This window comes from Pseudomonas sp. Z4-20 (genome assembly GCF_051131955.1).
Taxonomy (GTDB): domain Bacteria; phylum Pseudomonadota; class Gammaproteobacteria; order Pseudomonadales; family Pseudomonadaceae; genus Aquipseudomonas; species Aquipseudomonas marvdashtae.
This window is the reverse complement of record NZ_CP071641.1, coordinates 3,791,670-3,815,961: the sequence shown is the minus strand read 5'-3', so window position 1 is coordinate 3,815,961 and position 24,292 is coordinate 3,791,670. Positions and strand designations below refer to the sequence as shown.

Below are 24,292 nucleotides of genomic sequence, written 5' to 3'. Positions count from 1 at the left end.
AAATCGCCCCCCGCTACGCACTGCTGAGCGAACAGCATAGTAAACACTGGATTATTTTGCCTTGACGATCGCTGTTTCCAGGCTGCGCCCCAGTTCAATCATCGCCTGGCTCAGTGCGTTGACGCAGCCATCGATTCGTTCGGGGGACTGTGCTTGATGGCAGGCCTGTTCCAACGCCTCGCACAGTTGAATCAGCGCAGTGGCCTGCACGATGCGGGCGACACCTTTTATCTTGTGCGCCGTCTCGGTAATCGCCTGCCGGTTTGCGCCGCGGGCGACGTCAAGCAGTTCCTGGCGGTCAGCGCGGTTGCTGCTGAGCAGTTCTGCAAGCAAGCGGTGGGTGGACACCGGGTCGCCGCCGGTCAGCGTGTGCAGGCTTTGCAAATTGAAAGCCCGGGAAGCATTGATGGGTTTGATGGCGTTCATCCATTGATTGAGTGCGCTCAGACTGATCGGCTTGAACAGGCAGTCGTCCATGCCGGCATCCTTGCATCGTTGTTTTTCCTCGGGCTGCGCGTTGGCGGTGAATCCCAGGATGGTGCAGGGCGGCTGTTGCTGCTCGGCCTCGTGTCGGCGAACCGCCCGGGCCAGTTCGTAGCCGCTCATGATGGGCATGTTGCAGTCGGCGATGATCAGGTCGAAATCTCCGTCAAGCCAGGCCTTTAGACCTTGCTCGCCGTCGTGGCTGACATGGTGGGGATGACCGAGATAATTCAGCTGCTGGGACATCAGCAGACGATTGGCCGGATGGTCGTCCACGACCAGGACGTTCAGCGTGCACGTCGCTGTTTCAGTCACAGGCGTAACAGGAACGCTGGCTTCTGCCTTCGGCAGGAGAGTGAGCGGCAAGGAAATCCGCACCTGGGTTCCAAGGCCCGGCTGGCTGTTCATTTGCAATTCGCCGCCCATGGCCTCGCACAGGTGACGACTGATTACCAGGCCAAGCCCCGCCCCCTTGCGGGCCATCCGGCTGCCGTTATCGGCTTGGGCAAATGGCTCGAACAGACGTCCGAGGTCTGCCGGACTGATACCGATGCCGCTGTCGCTGACTTCCATCTGCAATTGCAGCGTCTTGTCCCGGGCGGCCTGGGACAGCTTCACGCTGACCTTCACTTCGCCTTGCTCGGTAAATTTCAAGGCATTGCTGATCAGGTTCGAAAGCACCTGCTTGAAGCGCAATGGGTCCATTCGCACGTCCGGGTTGATTCCAGCAGGCTCGAATTGCAAGGACAATCCAATGTTCTTTTGCCGGGCCAGCCCGTCGAAAACCCGCATGACCGATTGCACCAGGGCCTTCAGGTCAACCCGTTCGGGCGCCAGGCTAAGATGGCCTGTTTCGATACGGGCGATGTCGAGGATATCGCCTATCAGCTCCAACATGCCGGACGCCGACTCGTACGCGACCTCAATCGCCGAGCGGTCAATGTGACCCTTGTCGGCGTGTTTCAGGGCCAGTTCGAGCATGCCGATCACTGCGTTCATGGGCGTACGGATTTCATGGCTCATGGTCGCCAGGAAAGTGCTCTTGGCCCGGTTGGCGTCGTCGGCCTGTTCTTTCGCGGCGCGCAGTTGCTCGACGAGCTGACGCCGCTCGCTGATATCAATCCAGCCGCCGATTATCCCCTGCACCTGTGCCGCAGAGTTACGGTACGGAAGGATCCAGTGATAGATCGTCAGCTTCCTGTTGCCAATGTGCAGTGGCCGGTCAGTGATCAGCGCGGTGCCTTCAGCCATGACGCGTTGATAGTCCGCCTGGTATTCCCGGGCTTCGAAAGCATTGCTCATGGCACCGGGCATGATGTTCTTGCCAATGACCTCCTCACGCTTCGCGTTGAACGTTTCCAAGTAATTGTCGTTGCAGCTTTGCAGCACGCCATCGCGGTCTCGCACATAGATCGGATGGGGTGTGCCGTTGAGCAGGGCGTGCATGAACTCAAGTTGGTCATTGAGCGCCAGTTCTGCCCGCTGGCGTTGCCTGATCTGTCGCTGCATGTAGGCATTCCATGCCAGCGAAAGCAGCAGTAGCAGGCCGACGCCGGCGACGATCTGGAAAAACACCCGGTTATAGGTGCGCCATGTGTGTTCCGAGGCCGAGACGTAGCCGCGCCAGCGGTTGTTGATCACGCCCAGTTCGTCGGGATCGATGCTGGTCAAGGCCTTGTCGAGGATGGAGCTCAGCTCCGTGGCGGTTCTTGCGGTGGCCAGCGAGAACATTGCCTGCTGAGTCCCTACGGTGCTGCTGATTTGCAACTTGTCTTTGAGCGAGTGGGACGAGATGAAGTAGTTGGCCATGACCAGCGAGTTCACACCACCGTCGGCCTGGCCTTGGGCGATCATTTCAGCGGCGTGCAAGGAACCGACGGTTTCGATTATTTTGATGCTCGGGTACTGGTTGCGTAGAAATTCTATGATCGGATTGCTTTTGGCGATTGCCAGGCTTTTGTCCCCGAACTGGTCGAGGGTGGTGGGTGTATCGGAGTGTTTACGGGTCAGCAGAACGAATGAGCTATCGAGGTAAGGGCGGCTTAACTTCATCTGCTGTTGCCGTTCGCTGCTGGGTAAAAGTGCCGCAATTACGTCGGCGTGACCTTCCAGGACCGCGGCAATCATGTCGTTGTCGTTCTGGTGGCGTTGGACGTCCAGGCGCATGCCGGTACGCAACCGGATCAGCTCCAGCAGGTCGGCACTGATTCCGCGAAAATCGCCGTCCGAATCAAAGAAAGTGAACGGGGCCGCGGTTTCGTTCACCGCCACTCGAACCACCGGATGCCTTGCCAGCCAGCGCTCTTCCCGGTCGGTCAGTTGTATCTTGTGCTCTGTGAGGTACAGGTCGCTGCCGGCACTCCAACGTTTGGCGATAGCCGCTTGCTCGGCGATGGAGATCTGGTTCAACGTAGCGTTGACGACTTCCAGCAACCGGGTCTCGTTGCGTCGCACCGCGAAACCGAATCCGTGGGATTCATGTTTGCCGAAGCTGGCCATGCGGATGTTGCTCAAGTAACCCTTGCTGATCATGTAGTGGGTGGAAATGGTATCGCCGAGAAACACATCGGCTTGGCCGAAGGCAACGGCGTTGATAGCGTTCTGGTAGGAGGGGTACGTGGTAATAAGTGCCTTGGGGTACAGCTTTTCGATCTCACGGGGCGGCAGATAGTGATAGACCATGCTCAGCCGCAGCCCGTCCAGATCATCGGTCAGGGGGCGGTTTTCATTCGTCCGGGTGACCAGGACAGGTTGATCCACGGCATAGGGAGCCGATAGAACGACGCCCGGATCTTGGGCTTCGAAGCCGTTGGCGGTGCCGAGCAGGTCTATTTGCCCGGTCTTGAGCGCGGTAATGGCTGCTTCGCGGGAATCGAAGCGCAGGACTCTCATGGGCAGGCCGCTGGCCTTGGCGATGACCCCGGCATAATCGGCGGTCATGCCTTCGTAATCGCGACCGCTGCCGGAAAGGTCGAAGGGCGGATAGTCCGGCGCAGAGGTCCCCAGGACCAGTTCCTGACGACTTTGCAACCAGGCACGGTGGGTATCATCAAGCTTGATCTCGATATGATCGACACTCGCACGGCTCAGCAGGGCATAGTGCTCAGGCACATTCGGCGCAGCCACGAGAAACACCGCATAAAGCCCTGAACTTAATAGCAGCAGGTACTTGCTTATGCATTTGAGCATCCTGTTATTTCTCACACCAGTGCGTTGCGCTTTGCCATTTCGATCAAATCCACCAGCGACTTCACTTTGAGTTTCTGCATGAGCCGTTTTTTATAGGTGCTGACCGTTTTATTACTTAGGAACATGCCTTTGGCTATTTCCTTGTTGGTGCGGCCTTGGGCAAAAAGTTGCAACACCATCAACTCTCGGTCGTTGACGCTTTTGAAAAGATCCAGCTCGACACTGCGCGGGTCATCGTCACGTACGGGGGTGAGCGCTTGACTGGGAAAGTAGTTGTAACCGGACAGTACGGCTTTGATTGCGCTGACAAGTTCACTGAGGTCTTCTTGTTTGCAAACATAACCGGATGCGCCGGACTGCATGCATCGGATACCGAAAAGTGTCGGGGATTGTGCTGTCAGCACCAGCGTCTTGAGCGGCGTGCCCATGGCATTGAAGCGAGACAGTATTTCCAGTCCGTCAAGTTTGGGGATGCTGATGTCCAGGATGACCAGATCCGGCATGCACTCACGCACCATTTGCATCGCGTCGACGCCATTGTCGGTTTCCCCTACGACTTTATAGCCTTCGTGCTCAAGGAGCATTCGAACGGCGAGGCGGATGACCGGATGATCGTCAACTATGAAAACGGAGTTCATGAATAAGTCCCCTACGAGCTTAATAAAGCGCGCACCTTAGCCCAGTTAAGGTCAAGTCGCGCGAGGAGACAGGCATGCATCATCAATTTCAGAAGTTTCCTACAAAAAAAGAGGCGAGGTACCACGATGTATTTAGTGGGTTGGTAGGCAATTGGCGTGAGGAGGGGTGTTTTATGTTCAGCTTGAGGGGGTTAGTTCTAATAATTAATCAGGTCGTTAATAAACGACTATCGTCATTGTTGACAGGCGCAGGCCAGCAACCGGCTCCCGTTCGCTCAGGAGGCGGTTGCTGGACGAAGTTGCCTCACTGACGCGTGCGACCGGTCATTTCCTGGGCCATTTCGCTGGCATAGCTGTCGGTCATGCCGGCGATAAAATCGATCATCCGCAGGAATGCACTGTGCAGCGAGCCGTCAGGATCGGGTGCGTTATTGCCTAGAAGGTCGAGGATGCGACGGTTCTTGAACGAAGGGGTACGGCCGCCGTGTTGTTCCAGGGCAGCTCCGCAGAATCCATTGAGCAAGATCTCCAGCGTGGTGTAGGCGCCGATTTCATTCAGGGTTTTTCGCTTGTCCTGGAATATCTTCTTGCGGGCCATGTCCTTGGCATTCAATACGCAGCGCTTGGCGGGTCCGTGCATGTGCTCCACCAGGTCGCCCTGCAGCGTGCCCGCCAGCAAGGCGTCCTGTTGCTCGACGAATGCCCGGGCGGCGGCGTTGGTGAGGTGTTCGATGGCCTTGCCACGCAGGATCGCCAGTTTTCTTCGCCGCGAATCCTGCGGGCCGAGCTGACGATAAGTTTCCGGCAAGTCGTCTCCGACCAGGTCCAGGAGTAGCGATTCCACCTGCGGGTATTCCAGCAGGTCCATCTCGACACCATCCTCCAGGTCAATCAACGCGTAGCAGATGTCATCGGCCGCTTCCATCAGGTAGACCAGCGGATGCCTTGCCCAGCGCTGGTCTTCGAGTTGCGGCAGGCCGAGCTTATGGGCGATTTGCTCCAGCAGCGGCAGCTCGCTCTGGTAACAGCCGAACTTGTGTTTCTTGTAGCCCAGGGAGTCGGCGTGACGAGCGGTCCAGGGGTATTTCAAGTAGGTACCCAGGGTCGCGTAGGTCAGCCGTGTGCCACCGTCGAACTGATGGTATTCGAGCTGTGTGAGTACCCGGAACCCCTGGGCATTGCCTTCGAAATTAAGGAAATCGTTGCGCTCGGCATCGCTCATGGCGTCAAGCCAACCGCGTCCCGCCGCTTGTTGAAACCAGTAGCGGATCGCGTCCTCGCCAGAATGGCCGAACGGCGGGTTACCGATGTCATGGGCCAGGCAAGCCGATTGGACCACCATGCCCAAGTCACTTGGCTCGCACCAGTCGGGCAGGGCGTTGCGGATGGTTTCCCCGACACGCATGCCCAGTGATCGTCCGACGCAACTGACTTCCAGCGAATGGGTCAAGCGTGTGTGGATATGGTCGTTGCTGGACACCGGGTGCACTTGCGTCTTGCGCCCAAGGCGCCGGAAGGCTCCGGAGAAGATGATGCGGTCGTGGTCTTTGTGAAATGGGCTGCGGCCCAGCTCTTCCGGGCTATGCAGCGGTTTTCCCAAGCGTTCGCGAGTCAGCAGGGTGTGCCAATCCAAGGCCGGTGCTCCGTTTGATGAGTCGATGCCTTAGCTTCCCGGTTCGAGCGGTGTCCCGCAAGGCCCCAGAGCCTCGATCAGTTGTGCCCAGGTGTTGCGTCCACCACCGAATCGGGTTTTCCCGGGCTTGAAGGTGTCAGGGTTTGCGCGCGCTCTTGGCCAGCTTGATCAGCGGAAGCACTGCTGTTGCCAGTCGGACCAGGCGCGACAAGCCGCCAGAGCGCCCGCTTCGGGTTCGTTTGCCTCCAAGGAAACCGAGCAAGGAAACCGCGGCTACGCCCCAAAGGGACGCGTGCTTGAGGCCGAAGCCCTCGTGCCAACTTTTCGTGAAGCCGCGTACCCGTTGCAGCGGATGCAGCAGTTGGCGCGTTTCCTGGCGAATTTCCTGGCGATGCATTTCCATGCGCAGGCGCACCAGCGCCTTGCGCATTTCCTGTCGGGTACGGGCTTGGGGGATGTCAGGCAGACTCATGGCAACAGGCGCTCCCGATCGTTGGCCAATTCTTCCAGGGTGGCATGGAAAGGGGAGGACTCATCGTAGATCGCTGCCTTGAGTCGAAGCCCACAGAACAACGCCGCCAACAGATAGAACAGGCACAGGCCGATAATCCCCGCCAGGCGATAGGTGTCCCATACCAGGATCAGCACCAGCGCCGACAGCCCAACCAACAGCAGCAAACCAAAAACCAGCGCAAGACCTGCAAACAACAACAGGCTGACGGTACGCGCCTTCTGTTCCTGCAGTTCAATGCCGAACAATTCGACATGGCTGTGCAGCAACCCGAGGAATGCCGCGCCCAGGCGACGCGCTGTGGGTCTCGTGCCCGATTCGGGCGAGCCGGATTCGTCGATGCCCATCATCAGCGCCGAGTCGCCAGCAGTCCGATCAAGAAGCCCACGCCCGCCGCGATGCCGACCGATTGCCAAGGATTGGCCTGTACGTACTCTTCGGTGGCGATCACCGCCGCCTGGCCGCGCTCACGCACAGAGTCTTCAGTCAACTTGAGGGTGTCGCGGGCGCGCAACAGGGTTTCATGGATCTGGCTGCGCAATTCGTCAGCCTGATCGCCCGCCAAGGTCGCGGTGTGATCGAGCAATCGTTCAGTGTCCTGGACCAGCGTCTGGAAGTCTTCCATCAGGGTTTCTTGAGCAGTCTTTGCCTGGGTTCTGGCCATGGGTGCATCTCCGTAAGTGACGTCTGAAGCGTTCGAGTATGAGCCTTGCCGGAAGGTTCAGTGAAACTGAGTAGTACATCTTTTGCTCTGGAGTTTGCGATGTACTGGTGCATCCACCTGCGCCAGTGCGCTGAAGCTGGGCGAAAGCCTCTGGAAACCTTAACTCAAATAATCCAGGACTGAACATTGCGCTACGGTTCCTTGTCCTGGTTGCCCGGATAGAAACCGTGCAGCAGGCCATAGCGCTCGTGACGGACTTGATCCACATGATGCCGGACCCGCTGCTCCGGCAGCCCAAGCATGATCAGCGCGTGAGACGCCAGCATCAGGCTCGACTCCAGTAACTCCGGGACTACTTCGGTGGCCCCGGCGGCCTGCAACTCGGCCAGTTGGCTGTCGTCGCGGGTACGCACCAGGATCGGCACCTGCTGATTGACCCGCCGGGCCTCCTTGAGTACGGACATTGCAATGTCCGTCTTGTCTACCGCGATGACCAGCAATCTTGCGCGACCCAGCCCGACGGCGGCGAGCAGGTCTGCCCGGCGTGAGTCGCCATAGTGCACGCATTTCTCGCCGACCGAGGCTTCACGGATGATGACCGGGTCGTCATCCAGGGCAACGAACCCCAGCCCCTCGCGGCGTAGAAAGCGCCCGATCGACTGTCCTACGCGACCATACCCGCAAATGACTACATGACCCGACAAGCCTGCGTTGAGCTCGCTGATCTGGTCCAGCTGCGCTTCTTCGTTGGGCTTGCGATGGAGCCGGGCGGCTATGGCTGGCGCGGCGCGCAGCAACAGTGGCGTCAGCAGCATCGAGCAGAACGTGGCGGCCAATAACAGCCCGCCGATGTCGGCGGGCATGAGGCGGTTCTGTTGCATCAATGCCATGAGGGCGAAACAGAATTCGCCGCCCTGGGCCAGGGCCAAGCCGCTGCGCCAGGCGGTTTCGCCATCGCTGCCGCGCCACTTCACCAGCGCGGCGACCACGCTGCCCTTGATGATCATCAATCCCAGCGTCAGTCCCAGGATCAGCAGGCCATCGTCGACGAACAGTTGCAAGTCGATCAGCATGCCGATGCTGACGAAGAACAGTCCCAGCAGGATATCGCGGAACGGCCGTATATCGGCCTCGATCTGATGCCGATAGTGGCTTTCGCCAAGCAACATGCCGGCGAGGAATGCCCCGAGGGCCGGTGACAGGCCAAGCAGGTGGGTAAGCCATGCGGTCAGCAGCACGATCACCAGGGCCAGCAACACAAAAAGCTCGGCGGACCGGGACGCCGCTACTTCGTGGAACAGTCGCGGCAGCAGCAAGCGGCTGGCCAACAGCAAGCCGCCGAACAGCACCAGCGTCTTGCCCAGCGTCAGGGGCAGCGCCCAATACCAGGCGTGCTCGCTGCTCCCGGCAAACACCGGCACCAGGGTCAGGAGCAATACCGCGACGACGTCCTGGAACAGCAGCACGCCGATGGCGTTCTGGCCGTGACTGGTGAAAATCTCCCCCAGGCTGGTCAGCTCCTTGCTGACGATGGCGGTGGAGGACAAGGCCAGCCCGGCGCCGAGCAACAGTGCCGCCATCGCCGGAGCGCCGCAGCCCACCAGCAGGGCGCCCAGCAGCGCTCCCGAAATCACCACCTGCAAGCTGCCGAGGCCGAACACCACCCGGCGCAATTCGAGCATCTTCGAGAGCGAGAATTCCAGGCCCAGCGAGAACAGCAGGAAGACCACGCCAAGTTCGGCAAGGTCCGGCAGTTCTTCGCTGTCGTTCACCCAGTCCAGGGCGGTGGGACCGACGGCCAACCCGACACAGAGATAGCCAAGCACAGGTGGCAGGCGCAGCCGCCTGAACAGGGCAATGACCACCAGGGACGAGGCGAGGATGATCAGCAGGTTGGCAAACAAGGGATACTCCGTTTCAGGTTCTGACACTCAGCGTAGAGGAGAAATGAACCGAGCATCGCCGAAAATACTTTGGTGCTCAATGATTTGCATCAGCGCTTTACCGAAACATTCTGAATCGCGGCACCCGCCTCGACGGCTTCCCAAGGCAGGCCTAGAATGGCCGTCTATCTTTTTTGGGCCTACCTGCCATGCCGCCTGAATGCCAGTTGTTCGGCACCCTGGGATGCCATTTGTGTGAAGTTGCCGAGGGCGTGCTGATGCCCTTCGTGGAACATGGCCTGTTGGTGGAACTCGTGGATATCGCCGAAAGCGAGGCCTTGGCCGAGACCTATGGTTTGCGCATTCCGGTATTACGCAGAGTCGATACGGGGGCTGAGTTGGATTGGCCCTTCGATGATCCCGATTGCGTTGCCGCCTTTCTCGGTTGATACCTTCCATCGCCTGAGCCCACACGCCATCATTGGCGAAATGCTATTCTTCGGTTACTGTATGCCTATACAGCTATCCGGAGTGCGTGCCTTGGTCAATGTCGAGCAATTGAAAAACAGCGTGAACAGGATGTCCGCGGACGTTGTGCGTGAGGCGGTCCTGGAGTTGCGCCTGGATGGTCTGGTGACCGAAGGGAAGACGCCCTTCAATAAACTGCACTTCAACACCTGTTTCGCCGAGATCGAAGCATTGTTCCAGCGCGCCGGTTATCACAAGCAGCTCGATGTGGTGGGTTACCAGGGGTTGTTGTATGCACTGTACGACCCGGGGCGCTGGGAGGCGGTCGACGTGCTGCGCTGGTTGAAAGAGTTCACCGAAGCAGCAGCGAGACCGACGCCAATCCGCGCCTGAGCCAATCATTGCTGGGCTGGTTTGCGTGACTATCGGATAATGTCGGCCCCGTAAAGGTTAAAGAGTCCTTAATGTCTGGTTCATCGTTTTCTGCGGCTCACCATCAGGCGAGCACGCTGTATTTGCCGCCCGGCGCCTGGCAGACAGTGCTCGATTGTCTCTGCGAGCATTTCAGCGCGATCAGCCGCGAGCAATGGCTGGATCGGATCGCCCGGGGACGAGTATTGGACGAGGAGGGCAGGTCGATTCGTGCCGACTTGCCATACCGTGAAGGTCTGCGCATCCATTACTTTCGGGAAGTCCCCGACGAAAAGCCGATCCCGGTAGTGGAGTCGATTCTCCATGTCGACGAGCACCTGGTGGTGGCCGACAAGCCGCATTTCCTGCCTGTCACCCCAGCGGGGGAATACGTTGAACAGACGTTGTTGCGGCGACTGATTCGTCGGCTGGACAATCCCCATCTAGTGCCCTTGCACCGCATCGATCGCCACACGGCAGGACTGGTGCTGTTTTCAGCCAATCCGCTGACTCGTTCAGCGTATCAATCGTTGTTTCCGACGCGACGGATCGAAAAACACTACCAAGCCATTGCCCCCGCATTGCCTGGATTGGTCTTTCCGCGCGTGCACAAGACCCGGATGATCAACGGGGAGCCGTTCTTTCGAATGCAAGAAGGGCCGGGCGAGCCCAATACCGAAACGGCCATTGAAGTGCTTGAAAGGAATGGCGACCTGTGGCGCTACGGCCTGTATCCGGTCACCGGCAAGAAACATCAGTTACGGGTTCATATGAACGCGTTGGGGGCGGGCATCTGCAACGATCCCTTCTACCCCGACGTGGTTCGAGATGCCGAGGATGATTATTCCAATCCGCTCAAGTTACTGGCGCGGGGGTTGCGTTTCATCGATCCGATCACGGGCGTGGAGCGCTCCTTTGAAAGCGCGATAACGCTGCGTTGGTAATGGCGCCGCTTTAGGACAGGCAATAAAAAGCCCGCAATAATGCGGGCTTTTCCTCATCTGGCTGCGACGTCAAAGATTACAGGTCTTTAACGGTACGAACCTGATCCTTGTTCACGCGAGTCTGCTTGCCATCCAGTTGCTCGAATTCGTAGAAGCCACTGTCTTCATCGTAATGTGGCGTGTCGACGGCCTGGATTTCGCGACCGTCATTCAAGGTGATCACTGTTGGCGATGCGCACCCGGCGAGAGTGGCGAGGCCCAGCGCGAGCATGAAAGTAGCGAGGGTCCGTTGAGTCATGGTGTTTCTCCGAAATGAATTCTTCAAGTGACTGACCTTCAGACGTATACATCGCGAGCAAGTTCCTGGCTAGTGTCAATCTGACACGCCTGCGTGATGGGCGAGGAGCTCCGGTGTATTGAGATTAGCCAGCCGGGGATCATTGGCGGGGCACTGCAAGGCCACGGCATGCAGCGTGCGCATGATGCGGCCAGGGCTGCGTTCGCCTTCGTGCCACGCCTGTTCAAACGCTGCTGCCAGGGCGACCGGGATGACGCACAGCAGCGGCTCCCAATGTTCGCCATGACGCACCATCAACGGCTTGTCGGGGTGTTGGCTTGCCGTCTCGCGCATGCTGTCGAGCAGGCTTGCATCAATCTGCGGTACGTCGCACGGCAGGACCAGCAGATAAGGATGCCGCGCCACCCTGAGGCCCGCACGGATGCCTGCCAATGGGCCGGGAAAATCCCCTTCCTCGTCATGAACCAGCTGGTCTGCGTACAGGGCGTAACGTTCCGGGTTGCGGTTGCAGGAGATGATCAGGTCATCGCTCAAGGCCCGGGTATGCCGATGCAGGTGGGCAATCAACGGTTCTCCATGCCATTGCAGCAAACCTTTGTCTTGCCCGCCCATCCTTTGCCCGCGCCCGCCCGCCAGGAGCAGGACGGAACAGGAAGGCAGGGGATTGTTCGAGGTCATCGCGTGTCTCCGCACGGGCGAAAAAATCAGGCGCTGTGATATAACACCAGGCTGTTTCCTCTACAACTGGAAGAGCCTATGAAAGCCAAGGCTGATGTACCTTTCGTGCCGCTCAATATCGCGGTACTGACTGTCAGTGATAGCCGTACCCTGGAAACCGACACATCGGGGCAGGTCTTTGTCGACCGGCTCACGGAGGCAGGGCACAACCTCGCTGCGCGGGTGTTGCTAAAAGATGATCTGTACAAGATCCGCGCGCAAGTCGCCACCTGGATTGCCGACGAGGTCGTACAGGTGGTGCTGATCACTGGTGGTACCGGCTTCACCGGTCGTGACAGTACACCCGAGGCCGTTGCGTGCCTGTTGGACAAACAGGTCGACGGGTTCGGCGAATTGTTCCGGCAGATATCCGTGGCGGACATTGGCACTTCAACGGTGCAATCGCGAGCCCTGGCCGGCCTGGCCAACGGTACGCTGGTGTGTTGCCTGCCGGGTTCAACCAATGCGGTGCGCACCGGATGGGACGGGATCCTGGCGGAGCAATTGGATGTGCGGCATCGGCCGTGTAACTTCGTGGCCCATTTGAAACAGGCGGCGCCTTGTGAATCCCGTGGGTAAACCGGGCAAGACTGGCGCCTTGATGGCGGTCGAGGTCGCGTTGGAGCGGTTGCTTGAGATGGCGGCGTCTTCACCGATCATCCAGCGCGAGCGGGTGCCCCTGGCGCAGGCGGAGGGCCGGGTGCTGGCCGAGGACCTGGTGGCGACGCTCGATCTGCCGCCTTGGCCCAACAGCGCCATGGACGGCTACGCCTTGCGCCTGGCCGACTGGCATGGCGAGGCGCTGGTGGTCAGTCAGCGGATTTTCGCCGGGCAGGCTCCAGAGCCCTTGGCCGCGGGAACCTGCGCGCGAATCTTTACGGGCGCGCCCGTTCCGGTCGGCGCCGATTGCGTCGAGATGCAGGAAAACGTCGTGGTCGAAGATGACCAGCGGGTACGGTTCACCCAGCCGCTGGCGAGCGGGCAAAATATCCGTCCCCAAGGGCAGGAAACAACCGTCGGCGAACAGGTTCTGTGCACCGGTACTCGCCTGGGTCCGATCGAGCTGGGACTCGCGGCATCCCTGGGTTGTGCATCGCTGGAGGTGGTGCGCAAAGTGCGCGTTGCAGTCCTGTCCACGGGCGATGAACTGGTGGAACCTGGCCAGCCCCTGGGGCCGGGGCAGATCTACAACAGCAACCGTGTGTTGCTTTGTGGGTGGCTGCAGCGTCTGGGTTGCGAGGTCGTGGATGCGGGCATCCTGCCTGACGATTTGTCCGCTACCCGCCGGTGCCTGGCCGGGCTGGCAGATGTCGACCTGATCCTTTCCACGGGTGGGGTCTCGGTGGGTGAGGCCGACTTCCTGGGCATCGCGTTACGTGAAGAGGGTGAGCTGACGCTTTGGAAGCTCGCCATCAAGCCTGGAAAACCGCTGACAGTCGGACATTTCCGTGGCGTGCCGGTAATAGGTCTGCCCGGAAATCCCGCTTCTACGCTGGTGACTTTTGCACTGTTGGCTCGGCCATATCTACTGAGACGCCAGGGCGTTCAGTCTGTGGAACCGCTCAAGTTCAAGGTGCCCGCCGGTTTCGTCTGGCCGAAGGCGGGCAGTCGGAGAGAGTACTTGCGAGGGCGTATTGAAAATGGCCGCGCAGTTATTTACCGCAACCAGAGTTCGGGCGTCTTGCGAAGCGCAGCCTGGGCCGACGGGCTGGTCGAGGTCCTCGAAGAGCGAACGCTGGTCGAGGGCGATGAAGTGAGCTTTATTCCCTTGAGCGAAGTCTTGGGTTAGCTCTGATTCAACATGTTCAGGCCCGAGTAGGTACTCGGGCCTCTACTTGTAATCCTTAGCGCGACAGTAACGTCACCAGTTGGTCGAATCGGTTGTTCGCGACCCAGCCCAGCAATCCGATCACCACCGCCGCCGCACCGGCCAGATAGGCAAGTCGGTGTCGAACCGCCTTGACGTCGGTACGGATTTCATCCATGTCCCTGCGGATGTACTTGAGGTGGGTTTCCAGTTCAACGAAGCGCGGTTCCAAATCAGTTCCTCCAGTAGGCTTACTGCAGCTTTTTCCTTCGTCTTGCCCATCGGCTCGTTCACCCCCGAAGGGTACGAACTGCCGGGGCGATACCTTGTATTCATGGCTATGCATGGGGCGTTTCTCCCCGGCAAACATGATTTTTCCAGCGATCAAGCGGACCTCTACGGGCCGTGGCATATCCGTCCATGGGCAACACATCCTTCTAAATGATCGATTTACCGTTTCAACGTAAGCTGATGCCAAGGTGTCTCAATATGACAAGAGGGTCAATTGAACTGATTCGCCAAGACTTGTAAGAAAATTCCTTGAATAAGGAAATCCCTGAGTGAGGCCGTCCGGTCTTTTGTGACAGCGAAAGGCAAGTCGTGTGTTTTTTTTAAAAGATTGAGCGAGTCCGGGCTTTTTCGGCTGCGCGGGCGGTCTCATTCCTGAACCTTTCCAATGACGGAGACAACGATGAGCAAAGGCAAGGCGCTATTGATCCTGCACGGCAAGCAGGCGCTCAACGAAGAGGTTCGCGCGGCAGTGACGCTAAAGCGCAAACAAGGCTGGGATCTGGCGGTTCGGCTGACTTGGGAAGCCGGCGATGCCCAGCGATGTGTCGAGGAAGCACTGGACGCCGGTTACACGCAACTGATCGCAGGTGGGGGCGACGGAACCTTGCGCGACATCGCCGAGGCCATCGCCCTGCAGGCTGGTGACGCCAGCCTGGTGTTGTTGCCGCTGGGCACTGCCAATGACTTTTCTCGGGCGGCGGGGATTCCGTTGGACCCGGAGCAGGCCCTGGATCTACTCGACGTTGCGCCCCGGGCGGTTGATCTGGGTGAGGTCGGTGGACGGATTTTCCTCAACATGGCCACCGGTGGTTTCGGCAGCCAGGTCACTGCGAATACTTCCGAGGACCTTAAAAAGGTCCTTGGCGGTGCCGCTTACCTGTTTACCGGCCTTTCAAGATTCAGTGAGCTGAGTGCTGCCTATGGCGAGCTGCAGGGCCCCGGTTTTCATTGGCGTGGTGATCTGTTGGCGCTGGGTATAGGCAATGCTCGGCAGGCCGGAGGAGGGCATGTGCTGTGCCCTGAGGCGCTGGCCGACGATGGGTTGCTCGATATAAGCATCCTGCCTGCACCGCAGGAAGTAGTCAGTACACTCAAGGATCTGCTGTCCGGCGGCCTGGGTATCGACAACATGTTCGTACGGGCGCGCTTGCCATGGGTGGAAATCAAGGTAGCCCAAGGCCTGGATATCAATCTGGATGGCGAACCCTTGGAGGTCAATGATCTGCGTTTCACTGTGCGGCCCAAGGCGTTGCGCGTGCACTTGCCAGCGGATTCGCCTCTATTGGGGTCTTCGGGCCTGCTCAGTCGTCCAGGCTGATAATCTGCTCGCGTACTGCAAATAGCACCAACCCCGCGACATCATGGATTTGCAGGCGCTTCATGATCTGGGCTCGGTGGGTTTCTACGGTCTTGATGCTCAGGCTCAGGCCGTTGGCGATTTCCCGGGTGGATTTGCCGCGAACGATCAGCCGCAGGATCTCCAACTGGCGAGCGGTCAGGTTATGGGTCTGGGCTGGATCGGGTTGGTGTTTTTGGACACGGGTCAATGCTTGGTTGATCACGGTGTGGGCAATGGCCGGGCTAAGGTAGCGCTCGTTATTGCGCAGTGCATCCAGGGCGTGTTCCAGCTCGGTGGCAGTGGTGTCTTTGAGCAGATAACCATGGGCTCCGGATTCCAGCGCCTGCATGATCAGTGCGGGATCGGTGTGCATGGACAGGATCAACACCTTGCTGTGGGGACGCGCTTGCTTGAGCTGCTGCAAGGCTTGGAGGCCGCTGGTGTCTTTCATCGAAATATCCAGCAGCACGATATCCGGATCGAGCCGCTCCACCAGTTCCAATAGCTGTGCGCCGTCGTTGGCTTCGCCGACGACGGCGTAGCCAGGCAGATCCAGGACCAGGGCGCGCACACCGGCCCGGATCAGCGAGTGGTCATCTACCAAAAGCAAATTACAAGTCAATGGAGAACCTTATTCTTGCTGGCCCGTTCCAGGGTGCGAGGCGCCCAGGGAATGCGAGCTTCGATATGCGTGCCTTTTCCGGCCTCGCTGGTAACCTTGAGGGTGCCGCCCAGTTGTTCGACCCGCTCCGCCATGCCGGCCATGCCGCGTTGCCCTTCGCGGGCGGGATGGGTGGCCGGGACGAATCCCCGGCCGTCATCACTGATCAACAACGTCAGGCCTTCGGGCAGGCGTTGCAGGCGTACCAGGAGATTCGTCGCCTGGGCATGGCGCAGGATATTGGTGACCGCTTCCTGGGTGATGCGAAAGGCGGCGACCGTCATTTCTTCCGGTATGCCGGCCATGCGCTGCTGACAGTCCAGGCTCCATTTCACCGGCGTATTGGCCAGGGTCTTGAGCAGGTGCGCGCGCAGGCTGGCTTCGAGTCCCAGGCTGGTCAGCTGTCTCGGGTTGAGGATGGCCGACACGTCCCGCACTTTATTCAGGGTTTCGTCCAGCGTCTCGCAGAGCACGGAACATTGGCTTTGCAAATCGTCCGGCATGCGGCGTTTGAGCCATTCGCTTTGCAGCTTTGCCGCGGTCAGTAATTGCCCAATATCGTCGTGCAGTTCCCGGCTGAGTCGATGGCGCTCGTTTTCCTGGACTTCGAGCAGCCGATCCGCCAGTTCCTGCGGTTGGAACTTGATGGACTGTCGAGACAGTCGATACCGGATCCAGACACAGGAAAGGGCCGCTACATTCAACGCCAGCAAGCTCAGCGGTACGGTAACGGCCGTCAGGTAGGCCAGCAGGCAGCCGAGGGTCGAGCAGATGCACAGCAGCAACGTGAACCGGCGGGCGTTTTCTCGGGAGGGTGGCCAGGATATAAGTGACTTGAAGCTGGCGTACATAGCGGATGGAGCCAATGGATGTTCGCTGCGGGCAGGCCGGTCAGCGCATCTGACGGGCCGGGTCGGGTAAACGTTTCAGGTCGGGGACGGCTTCAGTTGGCGGCGGCTGTTCGAAGCGACTGACGCGAGACATAGTACCACTTCGAATATCGTTGGTCGCGTTCGGCTTGGCGGCCGCAACGCCCAGCGAGCCGGGTACATGAACACGAGTCGCAACCAGCGATTTCAGGCTTGTTTCTGAGCGAAGGGGACCAATGCCAAGGAGCGCGATGGTTGTAATACCTCGCAAGGACTCTGGCCTACCTGAAAAGCAAATGCTTCGATCAGAGAGGTCTGTTCGCTGTTGTCCAGGCCCAGCTTGCCGGTGGTGTGATCGACCAGTTCCAGTTGCCAGGCCATCAGTGTGAAACAATCTTTCAGCGCGTCCAGCGCTTGATCGTGCAGCTCCATGTGATGTTGCGCGTGAGTGAGCAAGCCATGGATGTGCAGCGAAAACTCCGAAACGGCCTCCAACGCCAAGGCATCGGCCTTGTTTGCCAGCTTCAGCAAGGTGCTGAGCATGCAATCAATGGCGTCCTTGTCGTTGTTGATCAATTGCAGGTGGCTCAGGCATTCCTCTGACTTGGCCAAGAGCGTCTCGGCTTCAATCAGGAACTCGGGAAGGCGCTGGCTCCAGTTCTTGCGATCGTTCGGCATGCTTATCTCCACAACATCATGTCAGGCGAAAGTGATCGCGTGTGACGAACGGCTGGATCTCATGGCCGACAACGAACGGCAGCGCGTCGCCAGCCTTTGCCGCTCGGCAAACGCCGGTGCGCAGACGATTGAACCGGCGAGAGCGGCCGAACGACTGGAAGTCCGATGTCCTACGGTCGCGCACAAAGGCCTGACTCCATTCAACAATGAGAATGGCGTCACATTAATGGCTATTGGATAGCGGGAATATCAGGTTGGACCTGATTGTGCCTAGGGGAATCCCTTAGACATGGGAACTTTGCACGCAAACCGAAGTCGCGCGGCGAGAAAAATGACGGTGTACAGATGGGAAGCCAGTAAAACATGATGTTAATGTGACATCAATGCCCCGCACAGCTATTTCATGTCGGGGTCAAGAAACGGCTCATGCAGCCGATAAAGCCTTTACAGGATTCATCCGAACAAGCCCAGGAGTCATCGATGGCCGGCATTCTCGACACAGTAGATCAACGAACCCAACTGGTGGGTGAGAATCGCCTGGAAATTCTCATGTTTCGCCTGGCGGGGCGGCAGTTGTTCGCCATCAACGTTTTCAAGGTCCAGGAAGTGTTGCAGCTGCCGAAGCTGACGTTGATGCCCCAGCGCCATCCGTTCGTCTGTGGCGTGGTCAACCTGCGGGGCCAGACGTTGCCGGTCATCGACCTGTCCCAGGCCATCGGCATGCGTCCACTGGTGCCGGGACCGAACAGCACCATCATCGTCACCGAGTACAACCGCTCGGTCCAGGCGTTTTTGGTGGGGGGCGTGGACCGCATCGTCAACATGAACTGGGAAGCCATCCTGCCGCCTCCGACCAGCGCCGGCCGAGAGCATTACCTGACGGCCATCAGCAAGGTGGACGACCAGTTGGTGGAGATCATCGACGTGGAAAAAGTCCTCGCCGAAATCGTGCCTTACAACGCCAAGGTTTCCCGGGACAAACTCGAGGATCCGGTATTGGAGCGCGCCCGCGGTCGTGAAGTATTGCTGGTAGACGACTCCAATGTCGCGCTTTCCCAGTTGCGTGACACCCTGGGCCAGTTGGGCGTGAAGATGCACATCGCCAGTGACGGCTTGAAGGCGTTGAACATGCTCAAGGCGTGGGCGGATACCGGCGAGGTCATGACCGACAAGTTGCTGATGATTTTCACCGACGCGGAAATGCCGGAGATGGACGGCTATCGACTGACCACTGAAATCCGTAACGACCCGCGCTTGCGCGCGCTCTACGTGGTATTGCATACCTCACTGTCCGGCAGCTTCAACGACTCGATGGTGAAGAAGGTCGGCTGTGACAATTTCCTCTCCAAATTCCAGCCGGACAAGCTGGTCGATGTGGTGCGCCAACGGTTGATGCTCGACCACGGCTGATCGAGGTTTGCTTCACCGGTCGGCTCGTATAAGGTTGCGTTTTTTAGCCACCAGGGAAGTCGACCATGTTGCGGCTGAGCGCGCTGTATCGTTATCCGTTGAAGTCCGGCAAGGGCCAGCTGCTGCAGGGGATTGGCCTGGACAAGCTCGGGCTCGACGGTGATCGGCGCTGGATGTTGGTGGATGAGGCCAGTGGACGATTCCTGACCCAGCGAGCCGTGGCGAAAATGAGCCAGCTCTCGGCTGTGTGGAGCGAGGCGGGTGGCCTGACCCTCAGCGCGCCGGGCCACGGCGCCATCGAGGTGCCGCTGCCGTCCGCCCGTGAAGAACAACGGCGCGGCGTGATCATCTGGCGTGACACCTTGCGCGTGCCGGATGCGGGCGACGAGGCGGCGGCCTGGGTCAGTGAATTCATCGGCAATCCCACCCGGTTGGTCCATGTGCCGGTGGAGCTGGCTCGCACCACGGCAGCCGGCTACGGCAAGGACGACGACAAGGTCGCCTTCGCCGATGGATTCCCCCTGCTGCTGATTGGCCAGGCCTCCTTGCAGGATTTATCGAGCAAGGTCGGTCGCCCGCTGGAAATGCTGCGCTTTCGTCCCAACCTGGTGATCGAAGGCAGCGAGGCGTTCGCCGAGGATGGCTGGAAGCGCATTCGCATCGGCGAGGTGGAGTTCCGGGTGGTCAAGCCGTGCTCGCGCTGCATCATGACAACGGTCGATCCGCATACGGGCGAACGTGATCCGAAGCGTGAGCCTTTCGCGACATTGCAGCAGTATCGTTCGACCCCGGATGGCGCGATGTTCGGCCAGAATCTGGTCAACGACGGCGACGGCAGCCTTGAAGTCGGCATGCCGGTCGAAGTGCTGGAATAAGACCCATGAATAGAAATGCCCGTGCCATTGGACACGGGCATTTTTGTTTATGACGTAACCGCTCTGTGGCGAGGCAGGTTCAGCCGCGATATTCACACAGGTAAGCCGTGTCGACGGTCACCTTGAGCTGGAATTTGCTGTTGGCCGGGACGTTGAACTGGCTGCCAGCGGCAAAGGTTTCCCAGTCAGTGCTGTCGGGCAGTTTAACCGTCAGGGCGCCGGAAACGACGTGCATGATTTCCCGTTGGGCGGTGCCGAATTCGTATTCGCCCGGTGCCATGACGCCGATGGTCGCGGGACCTTCGGCAGTGCCGAAGGCGATCGACTTGACGGTGCCGTCGAAGTACTCGTTGACTTTGAACATGGGCGATTCCTCGAGAAAGGGCTGAAAAAGGCCGGCCAGTATGCACAAGGCCACAACGGTCGTCATCTGCCGCGCCGGACCTTACGGTCAGCCTGTGAGCACCAGGGGCAATAGTCTCGCCGTGTTGCGGGCGTCCTCCAGCGCGCGGTGCTGTTGCCCACAGAATTGCATTCCGGCCAGCTGGAGCGCCCCGTTGAGCCCCAAGGGGCGCTCCAGCCGACGGGCCTTGGCGAAGCGTTGCTTGAGATTCATATGCGGTACCTGGTCGAGAACGCTGTGCAATTGTTGCTGCTGCCATTCCTGAAGCAATTGCTTGCGATCGTAGTCGCCCCAGCTGACCCAGCCTTCCAGGCGTGCGTGATAGGGCGCCAGCCAATGCTCGAACGCCGGCCAGACTTCTGCAAGCGGTGCCGCACTGTCGACATTGGCCTGGCTGATGTGCGTCAACTGGCGACAAAAAGACGTGAGCAGTGGCCGCCTCAAAGGCCGAACAAACCTCTGGAAATGATCCACTTCGCGGCCATCTCGATTCACCAGGGTGGCGCCGATTTCGATAATTTCCATTTCGGTTACCGGCCAGCCACCTTCATCGGTGGTGGCCTCCAGATCAATCACCAGCCATTGAGGCATTGCAAGGTTCCTGGTATCGGCGTGTCGATGGGTTTGAGCGTAGCCAAACCCGGCATATCCGCCTAGTCCTGTCTCGTTCTGCAATATTCGACGATCGGCAGGCATGCTCGATTTGAACGACCGCGCCCGAGCGCTTGCTTGGCCGCCCCGGTCAGCTTAAATTGCCCGCGCCACCTGGATTTGCTTGAGTGGCCCGCGTTGGCCGATCAACGGTAGGAGAGAGTGGGTGGACGAGCAAAAAGCCCTGCGCGTGATGCGTGAGCTGGTCGACAACGGGCAACTGACCGATCCGGACAGCGCACGCGGAAAATTGCTCCAGACCGCCGCTCACCTGTTTCGCAACAAAGGCTTTGAACGCACCACCGTGCGCGACCTCGCGAGCGCCGTTGGCATCCAGTCGGGAAGCATTTTCCATCACTTCAAAAGCAAGGACGAGATCCTGCGGGCGGTGATGGAGGAAACCATCCGCTACAACACCGCGTTGATGCGCGCGGCGCTTGCCGAAGGTGGCAGCGTGCGCGAGCGCGTGTTGGCGCTGATCCGCTGCGAACTGCAATCGATCATGGGCGGTACCGGCGAGGCGATGGCGGTGCTGGTCTATGAATGGCGCTCCTTATCCGAAGAAGGGCAGAGACAAGTGTTGGCCCTGCGTGATATCTACGAAGCTGTGTGGCTCGAAGTCTTGGGCCAGGCCAGGGATGCCGGGTATATTCGCGGGGACGTGTCCATCATGCGGCGTCTCCTTACCGGGGCGTTGTCCTGGACCTCCACCTGGTTTCGCGCCGAAGGCAGCCTGAGTCTTGATGAATTGGCCGAGCAGGCGCTGATCCTGGTGCTGAAAGAAGAACAATAAGCGTCATTGTGTTGATGGGAATTTCTTGGGGAGTGGGTTATCTTGATTTTTTCGCCGATGGGGATGACCTCGCGCGCTCTGCTGGCCGCTCTGAGCCTTTTGTTGATGCTGCCTGTCGAGGCGGCGCAAGAGGTCCGGATCGGCGCGGCACATTTTCCGCCTTATACCGTTCGTCCCGAGAATGGTGCCGACACCGGGCTGCTGCCGCAACTGGTGGAGGCGTTGAATCGATCCCAGGCCGATTACGAGTTCGTCCTGGTGCCCACCTCGATCCCACGCCGTTTCAACGACTTCAAGCAAGGCCGGGTCGACATGGCCATTTTCGAGAATCCAGACTGGGGCTGGCAGGATGTGCCCCATACGCTGGTGGACATGGGGCTGGAAGACGCTGAGGTCTTCGTAGCGCAGAAACTGCCGGATCGCCAGCAGAGCTATTTCGCGGACCTTCGAGGCAAGCGGCTGGCCTTGTTCAGCGGTTATCACTACGCCTTTGCGCAGTTCAACTCAGACCCCAAATTCCTCATCGGCCAGTTCAACGCCACGTTGACCTATTCCCATGACAGCAATATGCAAATGATGTTGCGCAGGCGTGCGGACATTGCGTTGGTGACCCGTTCGTACCTCAGCGATTATCTGTTGCGCAATCCCCAGCTCGCTTCCCAGTTGCTGGTCTCCGAGCGTATCGATCAGATTTATCATCATTACGCGTTGATCCGACCGCAGGCGCCCATTTCTGCGGAGGCGTTTGGTCGATTGCTGCAGAAACTGCGGGACGATGGCCAGCTTCTGGCGATTTTCAAACCCTACCAGATCGAGCTGGTGCCGACCCACGCCCACCAAGTGCGCGACTAAATTTCCCCTCCCGGCTCACGTCACACGTTGACTACCGACGAATACGCGAGCCCCTTCAATGTCTCACTTCAATCCTGCGGCGACGCTTCCCTTGCCTGGCGGCCGTAGTCTCGGCGCCGATGAAACAGAACGCCACCTGAGCCTGATGCTCGAGGACGCGCCGCTGGTCCGGTTGCGCCTGGAGCGCGGTCCCCAGTTGCATGTGCATTTGCAGGAGCCCAATGATCGGCCTGTGGGTCCGGCGCTCTGGGCGGCTTGCTATTGGTTGTTTGCCAGGGACCCGGGCTGCCAGCAACTGGTCTGGCACCTCGATGAACGTCCAGGCGAGGCACTGCTCAGCGGCTTGCTGGTGGACACCTTGCAACCCAACGAATACCTGTGCGAGCGCACGCTGTTCTGGCAATTGCCGCAGCCTTGGCTGGGCGAGTCGTTCAGCGGCAGTTATCCGCAGCAGATGATCATCACCGATGGCAAGCGCCATCCTTGCCGACCCGTCAAGCCACGAGGCGAGGTGTATCGGCGCTTCGACGCGCGTCTGGGGGCGTGGGTGTCCTTGCGAACCCTGGAAATCGAGCATGACCTGACGCGCTTCAACCGTTGGCAGAACAGTCCGCGAGTGGCCAGTTTCTGGCAGGAAGAGGGCAGCCTGGAGCAGCATCGCCAATACCTGACCAAACTGCAGCACGACCCTAGGGTCCTGACGCTGATCGGCTGTTTCGATGAGCAGCCATTCGCCTATTTCGAAGCCTATTGGGCCAAGGAAGATCGAATCGCGCCGTTTTATGCAGCGAGCGACTACGATCGCGGCATCCATATGCTGGTCGGCGAGGAACAGCACCGCGGCCCGCACAAGGTGGCGAGCTGGCTGTCGGCGCTGGTCCATTACCTGTTTCTCGATGACCCGCGCACTCAACGCGTGGTGGCCGAGCCCCGCGCCGATAACGCGCGGATGATCGGGCATCTGCATAACCAGTGCTTTCATTGCGAGAAAGAATTCGATTTCCCGCACAAGCGAGCGGCCCTGATGATCCTGGGGCGCGAGCGGTTTTTCGAGCGGTGTTCGTTGGTGTAGGCCTTGAAACTTCATCGCGAGCTTGCTCGCGATGAAGCTGGACAACTACCGATATCAGCGTCGGGCGAAGGTGTCCGCACGAACCCCTGAGACCTTGCGGCAATGCACCAGGGCGTCGCGGATCATGAAGTTGACCAAGGTCGGCGAGACCCCCAGTTCCTTGGCGATGTCCTTCTGCGGCACGCCGTGCAAACGGTACATCTCGAAGGCGTAGCGGGTACGGCTGGGCAACTCGGTCAGCGCCTCGGCAATGTGCTCCAGCGTGGAAAAATTGATGTGAGACGTCTCCGGCGAAGCACCCTGGATGACCACGTTCAATCCTTCCTCTTCCGGCCCCGAGTATTTCTGTTCCAGCGCCTGCTTGCGGTAATGATCGATCGCCAGGTTGCGCACGATCTGGAACAGGTAGCTGAGCTGGGCCTTGAAAGACGAGGTGATCTGTGGTGCCGATTGCAATCGGAAAAACGCATCCTGGACGACGTCTTCGGCGCGGGACCGGCAACCGGTGATACGCGCCGCGATCTTGACCAGAATGGTTCGGTTATCGACAAATGCTTGGAGTAGCGGTGAGTCGCACCTGCTTGTGGATACTTGTTCCGTCATGGAATTCACCTTGCTGCAATTAGTTAGCAGGACGACCGGTCCATCGGACCTGTCCTACACATCGACGGCCAAATTAGGCTTAATGATAATTATTGTCAATTGAGAAGAAGAATTATTGATGAAAGGAAGTCCAGCTTGAGCGCTGCGAC

Annotated in this window: 27 protein-coding genes; 11 read left to right on the top strand and 16 right to left on the bottom strand. The window is 59.2% G+C overall.

Going from position 1 to position 24,292, the window contains the following annotated elements:
- Positions 1 to 51: 51 nt before the first annotated feature.
- The 7 genes from J3P82_RS17230 to J3P82_RS17200 form a co-directional block, all read right to left on the bottom strand.
- Complete coding sequence (locus J3P82_RS17230) at positions 52 to 3,672, bottom strand: transporter substrate-binding domain-containing protein (protein WP_434557911.1); 3,621 nt, start codon at positions 3,670 to 3,672, stop codon at positions 52 to 54.
- Positions 3,673 to 3,683: 11 nt separating this feature from the next.
- Positions 3,684 to 4,310, bottom strand: a complete 627-nt coding sequence (locus tag J3P82_RS17225; protein WP_434557910.1) for a response regulator — start codon at positions 4,308 to 4,310, stop codon at positions 3,684 to 3,686.
- Positions 4,311 to 4,614: 304 nt separating this feature from the next.
- Positions 4,615 to 5,943: a deoxyguanosinetriphosphate triphosphohydrolase gene (locus J3P82_RS17220; protein ID WP_434557909.1), complete on the bottom strand. Its 1,329-nt coding sequence runs from the start codon at positions 5,941 to 5,943 to the stop codon at positions 4,615 to 4,617.
- A gap of 136 nt (positions 5,944 to 6,079) precedes the next feature.
- Complete coding sequence (locus J3P82_RS17215; RefSeq protein WP_186609923.1) at positions 6,080 to 6,415, bottom strand: hypothetical protein; 336 nt, start codon at positions 6,413 to 6,415, stop codon at positions 6,080 to 6,082.
- Positions 6,412 to 6,801 (bottom strand): phage holin family protein, encoded by a 390-nt coding sequence (locus J3P82_RS17210; RefSeq protein WP_186609945.1) that lies wholly within the window; start codon positions 6,799 to 6,801, stop codon positions 6,412 to 6,414. The genes J3P82_RS17215 and J3P82_RS17210 overlap by 4 nt, the downstream gene beginning before the upstream one ends.
- A 2-nt stretch (positions 6,802 to 6,803) precedes the next feature.
- Complete coding sequence (locus J3P82_RS17205) at positions 6,804 to 7,118, bottom strand: DUF883 family protein (protein WP_186609922.1); 315 nt, start codon at positions 7,116 to 7,118, stop codon at positions 6,804 to 6,806.
- 191 nt (positions 7,119 to 7,309) lie between these two features.
- A complete protein-coding gene (locus tag J3P82_RS17200; protein ID WP_434557908.1) occupies positions 7,310 to 9,022 on the bottom strand; it encodes a cation:proton antiporter in 1,713 nt (570 codons plus the stop codon).
- A gap of 188 nt (positions 9,023 to 9,210) precedes the next feature.
- On the opposite strand from J3P82_RS17200, the gene J3P82_RS17195 reads away from it, so the two are divergent.
- From J3P82_RS17195 to J3P82_RS17185, 3 genes are all read left to right on the top strand, one after another.
- A complete protein-coding gene (locus J3P82_RS17195) occupies positions 9,211 to 9,450 on the top strand; it encodes a glutaredoxin family protein (protein WP_434557907.1) in 240 nt (79 codons plus the stop codon).
- A 91-nt stretch (positions 9,451 to 9,541) separates the two neighbouring features.
- Positions 9,542 to 9,862: a transcriptional regulator gene (locus tag J3P82_RS17190; RefSeq protein WP_434563867.1), complete on the top strand. Its 321-nt coding sequence runs from the start codon at positions 9,542 to 9,544 to the stop codon at positions 9,860 to 9,862.
- 71 nt (positions 9,863 to 9,933) lie between these two features.
- Complete coding sequence (locus J3P82_RS17185; RefSeq protein ID WP_434557906.1) at positions 9,934 to 10,824, top strand: pseudouridine synthase; 891 nt, start codon at positions 9,934 to 9,936, stop codon at positions 10,822 to 10,824.
- A gap of 76 nt (positions 10,825 to 10,900) precedes the next feature.
- On the opposite strand, the gene J3P82_RS17180 is transcribed toward J3P82_RS17185, so the two are convergent.
- On the bottom strand, positions 10,901 to 11,122 hold the full coding sequence (locus J3P82_RS17180) for a YgdI/YgdR family lipoprotein (RefSeq protein ID WP_039588986.1): 222 nt from the start codon (positions 11,120 to 11,122) through the stop codon (positions 10,901 to 10,903).
- A 75-nt stretch (positions 11,123 to 11,197) separates the two neighbouring features.
- Complete coding sequence (gene mobA / locus J3P82_RS17175) at positions 11,198 to 11,800, bottom strand: molybdenum cofactor guanylyltransferase MobA (RefSeq protein WP_434557905.1); 603 nt, start codon at positions 11,798 to 11,800, stop codon at positions 11,198 to 11,200.
- A 78-nt stretch (positions 11,801 to 11,878) separates the two neighbouring features.
- On the opposite strand from mobA, the gene moaB reads away from it, so the two are divergent.
- Together moaB and J3P82_RS17165 are read left to right on the top strand one after the other, a co-directional pair.
- Positions 11,879 to 12,418, top strand: coding sequence for a molybdenum cofactor biosynthesis protein B (gene moaB, locus J3P82_RS17170; protein ID WP_434557904.1), 540 nt, complete (start codon positions 11,879 to 11,881; stop codon positions 12,416 to 12,418).
- A gap of 22 nt (positions 12,419 to 12,440) precedes the next feature.
- The gene (locus J3P82_RS17165) at positions 12,441 to 13,628 is read left to right on the top strand and encodes a molybdopterin molybdotransferase MoeA (RefSeq protein WP_434563865.1); all 1,188 of its coding nucleotides are present in this window, start codon (positions 12,441 to 12,443) and stop codon (positions 13,626 to 13,628) included.
- A gap of 55 nt (positions 13,629 to 13,683) precedes the next feature.
- Here the strand turns inward: J3P82_RS17165 and J3P82_RS17160 are convergent, their stop codons facing one another.
- Positions 13,684 to 13,992: a hypothetical protein gene (locus tag J3P82_RS17160; RefSeq protein WP_434563863.1), complete on the bottom strand. Its 309-nt coding sequence runs from the start codon at positions 13,990 to 13,992 to the stop codon at positions 13,684 to 13,686.
- A gap of 345 nt (positions 13,993 to 14,337) precedes the next feature.
- On the opposite strand from J3P82_RS17160, the gene yegS reads away from it, so the two are divergent.
- Entirely contained in the window at positions 14,338 to 15,255 is a 918-nt protein-coding gene (gene yegS, locus J3P82_RS17155; protein ID WP_434557903.1) for a lipid kinase YegS, read from the top strand.
- On the opposite strand, the gene J3P82_RS17150 is transcribed toward yegS, so the two are convergent.
- From J3P82_RS17150 to J3P82_RS17140, 3 genes are all read right to left on the bottom strand, one after another.
- Complete coding sequence (locus tag J3P82_RS17150; RefSeq protein WP_434557902.1) at positions 15,239 to 15,898, bottom strand: response regulator; 660 nt, start codon at positions 15,896 to 15,898, stop codon at positions 15,239 to 15,241. The genes yegS and J3P82_RS17150 overlap by 17 nt on opposite strands.
- Complete coding sequence (locus tag J3P82_RS17145) at positions 15,895 to 16,788, bottom strand: sensor histidine kinase (RefSeq protein ID WP_434563861.1); 894 nt, start codon at positions 16,786 to 16,788, stop codon at positions 15,895 to 15,897. Before J3P82_RS17145 ends, J3P82_RS17150 begins: the two co-directional genes overlap by 4 nt.
- Positions 16,789 to 17,013: 225 nt before the next feature.
- Complete coding sequence (locus J3P82_RS17140; protein ID WP_434557901.1) at positions 17,014 to 17,484, bottom strand: hypothetical protein; 471 nt, start codon at positions 17,482 to 17,484, stop codon at positions 17,014 to 17,016.
- A gap of 480 nt (positions 17,485 to 17,964) precedes the next feature.
- Between J3P82_RS17140 and J3P82_RS17135 the strand changes: the two genes are divergently transcribed.
- A complete protein-coding gene (locus J3P82_RS17135) occupies positions 17,965 to 18,894 on the top strand; it encodes a chemotaxis protein CheV (RefSeq protein ID WP_434557900.1) in 930 nt (309 codons plus the stop codon).
- Positions 18,895 to 18,959: 65 nt separating this feature from the next.
- Positions 18,960 to 19,769 carry an MOSC domain-containing protein gene (locus J3P82_RS17130; protein ID WP_434557899.1) on the top strand — a complete coding sequence of 270 codons (810 nt, stop codon included), beginning with the start codon at positions 18,960 to 18,962 and terminating at the stop codon, positions 19,767 to 19,769.
- A gap of 79 nt (positions 19,770 to 19,848) precedes the next feature.
- Here J3P82_RS17130 and J3P82_RS17125 read toward each other — a convergent pair whose 3' ends face one another.
- Both J3P82_RS17125 and J3P82_RS17120 read right to left on the bottom strand, forming a co-directional pair.
- A complete protein-coding gene (locus tag J3P82_RS17125) occupies positions 19,849 to 20,133 on the bottom strand; it encodes a pyrimidine/purine nucleoside phosphorylase (protein WP_186636758.1) in 285 nt (94 codons plus the stop codon).
- A gap of 87 nt (positions 20,134 to 20,220) precedes the next feature.
- Positions 20,221 to 20,763: an exonuclease domain-containing protein gene (locus J3P82_RS17120; protein ID WP_186609908.1), complete on the bottom strand. Its 543-nt coding sequence runs from the start codon at positions 20,761 to 20,763 to the stop codon at positions 20,221 to 20,223.
- Between the two features lie 226 nt (positions 20,764 to 20,989).
- Here J3P82_RS17120 and J3P82_RS17115 point away from each other — a divergent pair, with 226 nt between their 5' ends.
- The 3 genes from J3P82_RS17115 to J3P82_RS17105 all read left to right on the top strand — a co-directional run bounded on the left by J3P82_RS17115 (position 20,990) and on the right by J3P82_RS17105 (position 23,540).
- On the top strand, positions 20,990 to 21,616 hold the full coding sequence (locus tag J3P82_RS17115; RefSeq protein ID WP_434557898.1) for a TetR/AcrR family transcriptional regulator: 627 nt from the start codon (positions 20,990 to 20,992) through the stop codon (positions 21,614 to 21,616).
- A 63-nt stretch (positions 21,617 to 21,679) separates the two neighbouring features.
- On the top strand, positions 21,680 to 22,468 hold the full coding sequence (locus J3P82_RS17110) for a substrate-binding periplasmic protein (RefSeq protein WP_434557897.1): 789 nt from the start codon (positions 21,680 to 21,682) through the stop codon (positions 22,466 to 22,468).
- Between the two features lie 58 nt (positions 22,469 to 22,526).
- The gene (locus J3P82_RS17105) at positions 22,527 to 23,540 is read left to right on the top strand and encodes a GNAT family N-acetyltransferase (protein ID WP_434557896.1); all 1,014 of its coding nucleotides are present in this window, start codon (positions 22,527 to 22,529) and stop codon (positions 23,538 to 23,540) included.
- 54 nt (positions 23,541 to 23,594) lie between these two features.
- On the opposite strand, the gene J3P82_RS17100 is transcribed toward J3P82_RS17105, so the two are convergent.
- A complete protein-coding gene (locus J3P82_RS17100) occupies positions 23,595 to 24,143 on the bottom strand; it encodes an RNA polymerase factor sigma-70 (protein ID WP_186636745.1) in 549 nt (182 codons plus the stop codon).
- Positions 24,144 to 24,292: the final 149 nt, after the last annotated feature.

Excerpts from the sequence above, each read along its gene's own strand:
- J3P82_RS17125 (WP_186636758.1), bottom strand. The coding sequence starts at position 20,133 with ATGTTCAAAGTCAACGAGTACTTCGACGGCACCGTCAAGTCGATCGCC.
- J3P82_RS17160 (WP_434563863.1), bottom strand. The coding sequence starts at position 13,992 with ATGCATAGCCATGAATACAAGGTATCGCCCCGGCAGTTCGTACCCTTC.
- J3P82_RS17205 (WP_186609922.1), bottom strand. The coding sequence starts at position 7,118 with ATGGCCAGAACCCAGGCAAAGACTGCTCAAGAAACCCTGATGGAAGAC.
- J3P82_RS17100 (WP_186636745.1), bottom strand. The coding sequence starts at position 24,143 with ATGACGGAACAAGTATCCACAAGCAGGTGCGACTCACCGCTACTCCAA.
- mobA (WP_434557905.1), bottom strand. The coding sequence starts at position 11,800 with ATGACCTCGAACAATCCCCTGCCTTCCTGTTCCGTCCTGCTCCTGGCG.
- J3P82_RS17130 (WP_434557899.1), top strand. The coding sequence starts at position 18,960 with ATGTTGCGGCTGAGCGCGCTGTATCGTTATCCGTTGAAGTCCGGCAAG.
- J3P82_RS17120 (WP_186609908.1), bottom strand. The coding sequence starts at position 20,763 with ATGCCTCAATGGCTGGTGATTGATCTGGAGGCCACCACCGATGAAGGT.
- J3P82_RS17225 (WP_434557910.1), bottom strand. The coding sequence starts at position 4,310 with ATGAACTCCGTTTTCATAGTTGACGATCATCCGGTCATCCGCCTCGCC.
- J3P82_RS17135 (WP_434557900.1), top strand. The coding sequence starts at position 17,965 with ATGGCCGGCATTCTCGACACAGTAGATCAACGAACCCAACTGGTGGGT.
- J3P82_RS17140 (WP_434557901.1), bottom strand. The coding sequence starts at position 17,484 with ATGCCGAACGATCGCAAGAACTGGAGCCAGCGCCTTCCCGAGTTCCTG.
- J3P82_RS17185 (WP_434557906.1), top strand. The coding sequence starts at position 9,934 with ATGTCTGGTTCATCGTTTTCTGCGGCTCACCATCAGGCGAGCACGCTG.
- J3P82_RS17180 (WP_039588986.1), bottom strand. The coding sequence starts at position 11,122 with ATGACTCAACGGACCCTCGCTACTTTCATGCTCGCGCTGGGCCTCGCC.
- J3P82_RS17215 (WP_186609923.1), bottom strand. The coding sequence starts at position 6,415 with ATGAGTCTGCCTGACATCCCCCAAGCCCGTACCCGACAGGAAATGCGC.
- J3P82_RS17165 (WP_434563865.1), top strand. The coding sequence starts at position 12,441 with ATGGCGGTCGAGGTCGCGTTGGAGCGGTTGCTTGAGATGGCGGCGTCT.
- J3P82_RS17105 (WP_434557896.1), top strand. The coding sequence starts at position 22,527 with ATGTCTCACTTCAATCCTGCGGCGACGCTTCCCTTGCCTGGCGGCCGT.
- J3P82_RS17210 (WP_186609945.1), bottom strand. The coding sequence starts at position 6,801 with ATGGGCATCGACGAATCCGGCTCGCCCGAATCGGGCACGAGACCCACA.
- moaB (WP_434557904.1), top strand. The coding sequence starts at position 11,879 with ATGAAAGCCAAGGCTGATGTACCTTTCGTGCCGCTCAATATCGCGGTA.
- J3P82_RS17195 (WP_434557907.1), top strand. The coding sequence starts at position 9,211 with ATGCCGCCTGAATGCCAGTTGTTCGGCACCCTGGGATGCCATTTGTGT.
- yegS (WP_434557903.1), top strand. The coding sequence starts at position 14,338 with ATGAGCAAAGGCAAGGCGCTATTGATCCTGCACGGCAAGCAGGCGCTC.
- J3P82_RS17145 (WP_434563861.1), bottom strand. The coding sequence starts at position 16,788 with ATGTACGCCAGCTTCAAGTCACTTATATCCTGGCCACCCTCCCGAGAA.
- J3P82_RS17110 (WP_434557897.1), top strand. The coding sequence starts at position 21,680 with ATGACCTCGCGCGCTCTGCTGGCCGCTCTGAGCCTTTTGTTGATGCTG.
- J3P82_RS17230 (WP_434557911.1), bottom strand. The coding sequence starts at position 3,672 with ATGCTCAAATGCATAAGCAAGTACCTGCTGCTATTAAGTTCAGGGCTT.